General features: G+C 27.0%; 8 protein-coding genes. 5 read left to right on the top strand and 3 right to left on the bottom strand.

The genetic code is table 11. The features are described from left to right. The 5 genes from Q1J76_RS10530 to Q1J76_RS10510 form a co-directional block, all read left to right on the top strand. On the top strand, nt 1-874 hold an 874-nt coding region (locus tag Q1J76_RS10530), incomplete at its 5' end, for a hypothetical protein (protein WP_300370031.1). 12 nt (nt 875-886) lie between these two features. After that, nucleotides 887-2728: an AAA family ATPase gene (locus Q1J76_RS10525; protein WP_300370030.1), complete on the top strand. Its 1842-nt coding sequence runs from the start codon at nt 887-889 to the stop codon at nt 2726-2728. A 7-nt stretch (nt 2729-2735) separates the two neighbouring features. Next, complete coding sequence (locus tag Q1J76_RS10520) at nt 2736-2891, top strand: 4Fe-4S cluster-binding domain-containing protein (RefSeq protein ID WP_300370029.1); 156 nt, start codon at nt 2736-2738, stop codon at nt 2889-2891. Beyond that, nucleotides 2878-3309: a 4Fe-4S cluster-binding domain-containing protein gene (locus Q1J76_RS10515; RefSeq protein ID WP_367182131.1), complete on the top strand. Its 432-nt coding sequence runs from the start codon at nt 2878-2880 to the stop codon at nt 3307-3309. The genes Q1J76_RS10520 and Q1J76_RS10515 overlap by 14 nt, the downstream gene beginning before the upstream one ends. Before the next feature lie 102 nt (nt 3310-3411). Beyond that, a complete protein-coding gene (locus Q1J76_RS10510) occupies nt 3412-5205 on the top strand; it encodes a glycosyltransferase family 2 protein (protein ID WP_300370028.1) in 1794 nt (597 codons plus the stop codon). Here the strand turns inward: Q1J76_RS10510 and Q1J76_RS10505 are convergent. The 3 genes from Q1J76_RS10505 to Q1J76_RS10495 form a co-directional block, all read right to left on the bottom strand. After that, nucleotides 5202-5468, bottom strand: a complete 267-nt coding sequence (locus tag Q1J76_RS10505) for a hypothetical protein (RefSeq protein WP_300370027.1) — start codon at nt 5466-5468, stop codon at nt 5202-5204. The genes Q1J76_RS10510 and Q1J76_RS10505 overlap by 4 nt on opposite strands. 101 nt (nt 5469-5569) lie before the next feature. After that, nucleotides 5570-6745 carry a M20 metallopeptidase family protein gene (locus Q1J76_RS10500; protein WP_300370026.1) on the bottom strand — a complete coding sequence of 392 codons (1176 nt, stop codon included), beginning with the start codon at nt 6743-6745 and terminating at the stop codon, nt 5570-5572. A 40-nt stretch (nt 6746-6785) separates the two neighbouring features. Beyond that, nucleotides 6786-7739 (bottom strand): ABC transporter permease, encoded by a 954-nt coding sequence (locus Q1J76_RS10495; protein WP_300370025.1) that lies wholly within the window; start codon nt 7737-7739, stop codon nt 6786-6788. Between the last annotated feature and the right edge of the window lie 98 nt (nt 7740-7837).

Below are 7837 nucleotides of genomic sequence, written 5' to 3'. Positions count from 1 at the left end.
TTTAATAAATGTGGCATTAAATAGAAAAATAGAACAAGAGAGAATAATAAGAGAGCAAAAGGATAAAAATAAGCAGTCCATTTTAGATTATTTTAATAAGACTATAAGTGCTATAAATGATATTATTTTAATTGATTTTGCCAAAGATAAATTTGATGTATTAAGAAATGAGTTATTAAATGATGAAGGCGTTATAAATAGTGAGATGAAAGTTTACAGCAAAAGAATAGAGAGCAGAGTAAAAAGTATTATAGACGAAGCCAATGCAAATGCAGGCGAATGGAGGGCTAAAAAAGAAAAAGAGAGAGAAAAAAGAGTACTGCAGACAAAAATAGAAGATATTGAAGATAATCTAAAAAAAGAAAATATTGAAAGCAAAGAAAATATTGAAAAAAGAGATAAATTATTGAAACAAATAGAAGCTGCTAAAGAGTATTTAAATAATGCTTCAGATAATATAGAAAATGTAGTAAAAGATATTGAAGTAATAGACAAAGAAACAGAGGATATACGAATAACTGAAGAAGTTAGAAAGGAAGTTGTAAAATCTATAATTAAATCATTAAAAGGAAACGAGTTTGAAGTTTCAGCTCCTGAACTTATAAAAGATGATAACGGAGGAATAGTAAGAATAATAGCTAAAAAACCTTTAGGAAAAAGAGCTGTATGCAAGGTTAGACTTAATGGAAAATTGGAATATATTTTTGATAATTATGAAGGTTTAACCTGCGTTAAAGATATAGATAAATTTAATAAAGATTTGGAAGAAATTTACTCTATAAAATTGTCTGATAAACAAGTATTATGGGAAAATCCTGATAGAATATCTAAAGGTGCTATAGATATTGATAATCATAATGAAAGAACATTGTAAGGAGTTTTATTAATGGAAGAGAAAAAAATTGATTTATGGCTTGAAAGATTTATAAGAGATTCTAAATTAAAAGGCTCTATTATTTTAAGCGGAAATTCTTCTGATATCATAAGAAATAGAAAAACAGGAAAATATGAATATATTTCAAATTATATTATTAAAATTTTAAATGAAGACAGTAAATTTAATAATGTAATAAAATGGGATAGAGTTGATGGAATAGATTATGATATTTCAAAAATTTCTAATTTAACATTTAGCGAAGAGAAAGCAAATCAGGCTCCAAGTAATACTTATAGTTTAGACGATGATGATTTAGCAGATGAGAACAATAATCAAGGTCCTAAATATAAAGATATTAATGAATTTTTTAATTATGTACTTCAGCAAATAAAATCAAAAGCAAATAACCATATATGTTTTATTATAGATTATTCTGATTATATATTCGGTGCTAATGCCTCTTTAAGTGAGAATGAAAGAAATTGGCTATCTATAATAGGAAAAGCTTTAAGAGAATCTATGAATTATGATATGTTTGATAATGATTTTAAAGAACAAAAAAGATCAATAATCATAATTACAAATAAACTTTCAACAATACCTTCATCATACTATTTAAATAATCCCGATGTAAGCTGCATTAATATACCTACTCCTGCAAGACCTGAAAGGGAAAATTTTATATTAAATAATGAAAGTTTAATAAATTTTGCTCCTCCATTAGATGAAAACAGAAGAAATGATTTTATAGATTCTTTGGAAGGATTTAAACTTAAAGATATAGCACAAATAATGAAACTTTCAATGCAATTAGATACTAAACTTAGTGCTGATAAAATAATTAATTTATATAAATACGGCGAGAAAAAAAGTCCTTGGGAAGATTTAAGTAAAAGTAAATTAGTTAATATAGAAAAAACTTTAACTTTAAGAGTAAAAGGTCAAGACAAAGCTATAGAAAAAGTAAAAGATGTAATAATAAGAGCATTTACAGGTTTTTCTGGTATACAGCATTCATCAAAACAAAGAAAACCTAAAGGTGTATTATTCTTTGTAGGACCTACAGGTGTTGGTAAAACAGAATTAGCTAAATCTTTAGCAGAGTTTTTATTTGGGGATGAAACGGCTTGTATCAGATTTGATATGTCAGAATTTAACCATGAACATAGCGATCAAAGACTCGTAGGGGCTCCTCCTGGATATGTGGGCTATGAGGAAGGTGGACAGCTTACTAATGCTATAAAGGAAAAACCATTCTGTGTACTTTTATTTGATGAAATAGAAAAAGCTCATGGAAGAATACTCGATAAATTCTTACAAATACTTGAAGACGGAAGATTAACAGACGGTAAAGGTGAAACAATGTCTTTTTCTGAATCTGTTATAATATTTACTTCAAATATAGGTGCAAGTGAAATAGATTATACTGCTGATAAAGAAGAAGTATATAAGCAGTTTTTAGAACATGTAAAAAAACATTTTGTTGAAGAATTAAAAAGACCTGAGCTTTTAAATAGGGTTGGTGATAATATTGTACCTTTCAATTTCATTGATAGTACTGATTTCCTTAATAATATAGCAAGAGGTAAATTTAAATCTATAGAAACATTTATAAAAGAAAAATATAAATCTAAAATTAAATTTGAAAATGAAGATAATGCATACTCAGCAATATCTAATGCTGTTAATATAAAAAATGGAGGACGCGGTGTTTTGAATGTACTTGAAAGTAAAATAGTTAATCCTCTTTCAAATTTTGTATTTGAAAATATAGATTCTCTTCAGGGAAGAACTATAAAAATAGTTCAGCTTAATGCTAAAAAATCAGATTTTGAATTCGAATTAGAATAATCAAATTATGTTATTGAATATTGATAGTATAAGAGAATGCACAGAATCTGAAGGTATAGGTAAAAGATTTGCAATATGGACTCAAGGTTGTATGAAAAGATGCAGAAATTGCTGCAATACTCAAATGCAGCCCATCATAAAAAAAAAATATTATAGATTGTAATGATATTATAAAAAAAATCAAATACAGTAAAAAAAATTATAATATAGAAGGAATTACTTTACTTGGGGGAGAGCCTATACTGCAGTCAAAAGGCTTATCATATATTGCTAAATGGTGTAAAGAAAATGATTTATCTGTAATACTTTTCAGTGGATATACTTTAGAAGAAATTAATACTTCAAACTTTGATGGAGCTTCGGAGTTATTGAAATATACTGATGTTTTAATAGACGGAGAGTATATTGATGAACTTTATGATGAAGAAAGAGGTTTCATAGGATCAAGTAACCAACAAATATATTTTTTTACTGATATTTACAGCCAAAAAGATTTTGATAATTATAAAGGATATATTTCAGTTGAATTTACTATAGATAATAATAAAATAAAAATTAATGGCTGGCCTTTTAAATTTTAATAATATTATTAAACTTCCATTTATATACATCTTTACAAATTAAATAGTTTTTGTATAATATCTTATTATCATTCTATAGGAAAATTATAAAAGCGGTAAAATATGAAGATAAATAAATTAGTATCTATATTGGTTCCAGTATATAATATAGAAAAAACAATAGAAAGAAATATAAACATATTAATAGAAAAAGTCACTGCGTTTTTTATGAACTTTGAAATAATAATTTCAGATGATGGCAGCAGCGATAATTCAAAAGAAGAAATACAAAAAATATGCTTAAACTTTCAAAAGAATAATACAAATAAAAATTTAAAAAATATAATAGGAGTTTATGCTAGAGAAAATCAGGGAAAAGGACATGCTTTAAAAAGAGCATGCGAAATATCTAACGGAGAGTATATAATATTCTGCGATGGAGATATGGAAATAGACCCTTCTCAATTAGAAAATTTCTTTGTTATTATGCAAAAAGAAAATGCTGATGTTGTTATCGGTTCTAAAAGGCATAAAGATTCTATAGTTAATTATTCTAATATAAGAAAGTTAATATCTTTTATTTATTTTATGTTTGTGAAGATATTTTTTCATCTTCCTATACAGGATACTCAAACTGGATTAAAACTTTTCAAAAGAGATGCTATAATAAATATTTTTCCTAGAATTTTAGTTAAAGCATTCGCTTATGATTTGGAAGTTTTAGTAGCCTGCAATTCTAATGGGAAAAAAATAGTGTCTGCACCTGTAATAGTTAATCCTAATAGACATTTTGGATTTATTAGGTTTCCTACTCTTTGGAGAACATTCATTGATACTTTGGCAATATTTTACAGACTCAATATAGTTCATTTCTATAATGATTTATTTGATGAGTTAAAAGAAAAACCTCTTGTAAGTGTAATAATACCTTTAAAAAAAATTAATGATTATATAAAAGAAGAAACTGAATATTTATTAGAACAGATATATACGAATTTTGAAGTGATAATACTTCCTGATAAATGTACTAATAATGAAATTGATTTAGAACTATTTAAAGATGAAAGAATCAAAATAATAGAAACAGGAGAATTTCCACCTGCAATAAAAAGAGCAATGGGAGTAAAAAAATCAAACGGAAGTATATTAGCATTTTTAGATGATGATACATATCCTGAAAAAGATTGGCTTCATAATGCATTAAGAGCAATGCAAAGTAGAAAAGTTGAAGCATTAGGAGGACCTGCTATTAATACTCCTAAAGACAATTTTTCAAAGCAGATAAGCGGACTTATTTACAGTTCTACACTTATGAGCGGAAAGCATAAAGCTAGATATATACCAGATAAGGTGCAGTATGTTAATGATTATCCAAGCTGCAATTTTATTATAACAAGAGAGCTTTATGAAAAAGTAGGCGGATTTGATAGCGAATATTGGCCTGGTGAAGATACTATTCTTTGTAATAATATAATGAAACAAAAAGAAAAAATATTATATACTCCAGAAGCATTGGTTTATCATCATAGAAGAGATTTATTTTTTGGGCATTTTAAACAGCTTAAAGGTTATGCTTGGCATAGAGGATATTTCGTACAAAGATTCGGAGGAAACTCATTAAGTTTATCATATTTTATACCGTCTATATTTTTACTTTATAGTATCTTTATTCCATTTGCATTATACTTTAATTTACCTCAAATATTAAATAATTATATTCATGCTGTAAATAAAAATATATTTCTTTATTTGCTATTATTTCCTCATAGTTTTTATGCTTTATGTTTAATTGGAAGCTGGATAAACACATTATCTCCTATAAAAGGTTTTTGTAAAGCTATAGGTATATTGTTATCACATTTAACTTATGGTGCTTTCTTTATAAAAGGTTTTTTGAAAGGATTCACTAAAAATTAAAATTCTATAAATGACAATTCCATTTTTCTAATCACACTTGATATAGCCTTAACTCTATCATCTTCATTTATATTAGATATATTATAATTTTCTGGGTTAGATTTTATCATATCCAATAATTCAAAAGATAATACAAATAAATTCTCACTGAAAATATCATCCAATAGAATGTCATCAGTTAATAATTCATCTATTGTCAAAATATTATCAAATAAACTTTTATAATCCAAATTTTCTAATAAACTATTTAATTCATCGCACATTTTTATGATTAACCCCTCTTTTACATATTCTATAGTATATAAAAAATAAAAAAGAAAGTCAATAAATTCTTACAAAATATATTATCATACCAATATATATATTAATTATTTAGGAAATTAAAAGTCCAATTAGCCATAAGTTCTGAAGGCATATTTAATTTTTCTTCATTAACTTCAAATTTACTATTATGATTAGGTATATTTTTTTCTGTTATAGTAGAAAACAAAGCAAAACATCCCTTCACTTCTCTCAAATAATAAGAAAAATCTTCTCCTCCCATACTAGGCTTATAATATTTATTCCACACAGCCTCTTTAGAAAATATATTACAAGCTATATTTTTTATATCATTTGTAATTTCAGCATCATTTAAAGTTACACATGCATATTCTATTATATCTATTTCGCATTCTCCAAGCATAGAATTAGCTATAAGTTTAGATTTTTCTCTTATTCTTTTTATAAAAAACTCTCTTACATCATTATTAAAAGTTCTAATAGTACCCTCTATTTCAACAGTATCGGGTATAATATTAAAAGCACTTCCTCCACTAATTTTACAAAGCGATAATATAACAGTTTCTGAAGATTCTATTTCTCTTGTAATTATTGTCTGAAGTCCGTTAATAATCTCTGCCGACATAACTATGGGATCTATTCCAGCCTGAGGATAAGCCCCATGCGTACCCTTTCCTTTTACTCTTATTATTATCTTATCTGTAGATGCCATAATAGGACCTTCTTGTATGATAAAAACACCATTAGGAGTATCAGGAGCAAAGCTTCCTACATGCACACCAAATATTGCATTAACATCTCTTAATGCATTCTCTTCTATCATTATTTTAGCACCCTCTCCTATCTCTTCTCCTGTTTGAAATAAAAATTTTACAGTGCCTGAAAACTTATTAGCATTATCATTAAGTATTTTACAAGCCCCAAGAAGTATAGCAGTATGTGCATCATGTCCGCATGCATGCATATTATTATTACAAGACTTATATTCAAAATTAGTATCTTCTTTTATAGGTAAAGCATCCATATCAGCTCTTAAAGCTACAGTCTTTTTATTATCTTCTTTTTTACCTTTTATAAAAGCTATAATACCAGAATCTTTTTTATTCTTTGTATATTCAATATTTTTAAAACTATTAAGTTCATTTATTACAAACTCTCTTGTTTTAGGTAAATCTAAACCTAATTCTGGTATGCTATGCAAATATCTTCTACATCTTATAACATAATCTAGTATTTCTTTTGGATCATATTTAAGCATAATAAAATCCCATTAATTTTAATTAAATAAAACAATAATATTATCTAGCAGATTTATCATAAGCTATACCAGCCGCTTTCGGAGCCTGTGATTTTTTTGATGTAAATGCAAGAACTATTATAGTTGTAATATAAGGTATCATTTTATATATATTATTAGATATAGGCAAGCTTGCAAGTATTGGTATTCCAGAATAAGCAGAAGCCAATGTTTTCATAAGACCGAAAAAGAAAGCAGCATAAAGTATTCTCATAGGCTTCCATTGTCCGAATATTAATACAGCCAAAGCCAAAAAACCATAACCTGCAACTGTAGCATTAAAATTTGTAGAAGTAGGAATAACAAATACTAATCCTCCTAAACCTCCCAAAATTCCTGATATACCAACTCCTATATAACGCATCTTATAAACATTAATACCTACAGAATCAGCAGCCTGAGGATGTTCTCCACAGCTTCTTAATCTAAGTCCGAATCTAGTTTTATAAAGCAAAACCCAAGATAAAGCTAGTATTATAAAACCTATATATGTAGTTATATAAGTATTTTTGAAAAATAATCCGCCTATTATAGGAATACTTCCAAGTACTGGTACGGATTCTATTCTAAAATTATTTACAAAACTTATTTGCTGAACAACCTGAACTGCCCTTGTTACATATATTGCAAAAGCAGGAGCAAATATATTTAAAGCAGTACCGCTTATAACCTGATCTGCACTCATACTAATAGCAGCATAAGCATGCAAAAGTGAAAATACAAGTCCTGATAAAGCGGATATAATCATAGCTATTAATAATGTAATCATAGGAGGAAAATTATCACCCAATCTGCTTATAAAAAATATACCAGCAAAAGCACCTATTATCATTATGCCTTCAAGAGCAATATTAACAACCCCGCTTCTTTCTGAAAACATTCCTCCTAATGCTACAAGTAAAAGAGGAATAGAAAAAAACATAGTCTGCTGTACTAAAAAATAAATTGTATCCATTAAAAACTCCTTTATGAACTCTCTTATTTACTCATTCTACTCATTAGCATTCTTTTCTTGATTTTTATTAATCTTTTTGGATATGAATCCTACAATAG

The sequence above is a fragment of the Brachyspira sp. genome, from assembly GCF_029258575.1.
GTDB lineage: Bacteria > Spirochaetota > Brachyspiria > Brachyspirales > Brachyspiraceae > Brachyspira.
The sequence above is the reverse complement of the archived record's forward strand: the minus strand, read 5'-3'. Positions and strand labels throughout refer to the sequence as shown.

Excerpts from the sequence above, each read along its gene's own strand:
- Q1J76_RS10525 (WP_300370030.1), top strand. The coding sequence starts at position 887 with ATGGAAGAGAAAAAAATTGATTTATGGCTTGAAAGATTTATAAGAGAT.
- Q1J76_RS10520 (WP_300370029.1), top strand. The coding sequence starts at position 2,736 with ATGTTATTGAATATTGATAGTATAAGAGAATGCACAGAATCTGAAGGT.
- Q1J76_RS10510 (WP_300370028.1), top strand. The coding sequence starts at position 3,412 with ATGAAGATAAATAAATTAGTATCTATATTGGTTCCAGTATATAATATA.
- Q1J76_RS10505 (WP_300370027.1), bottom strand. The coding sequence starts at position 5,468 with ATGTGCGATGAATTAAATAGTTTATTAGAAAATTTGGATTATAAAAGT.
- Q1J76_RS10500 (WP_300370026.1), bottom strand. The coding sequence starts at position 6,745 with ATGCTTAAATATGATCCAAAAGAAATACTAGATTATGTTATAAGATGT.
- Q1J76_RS10495 (WP_300370025.1), bottom strand. The coding sequence starts at position 7,739 with ATGGATACAATTTATTTTTTAGTACAGCAGACTATGTTTTTTTCTATT.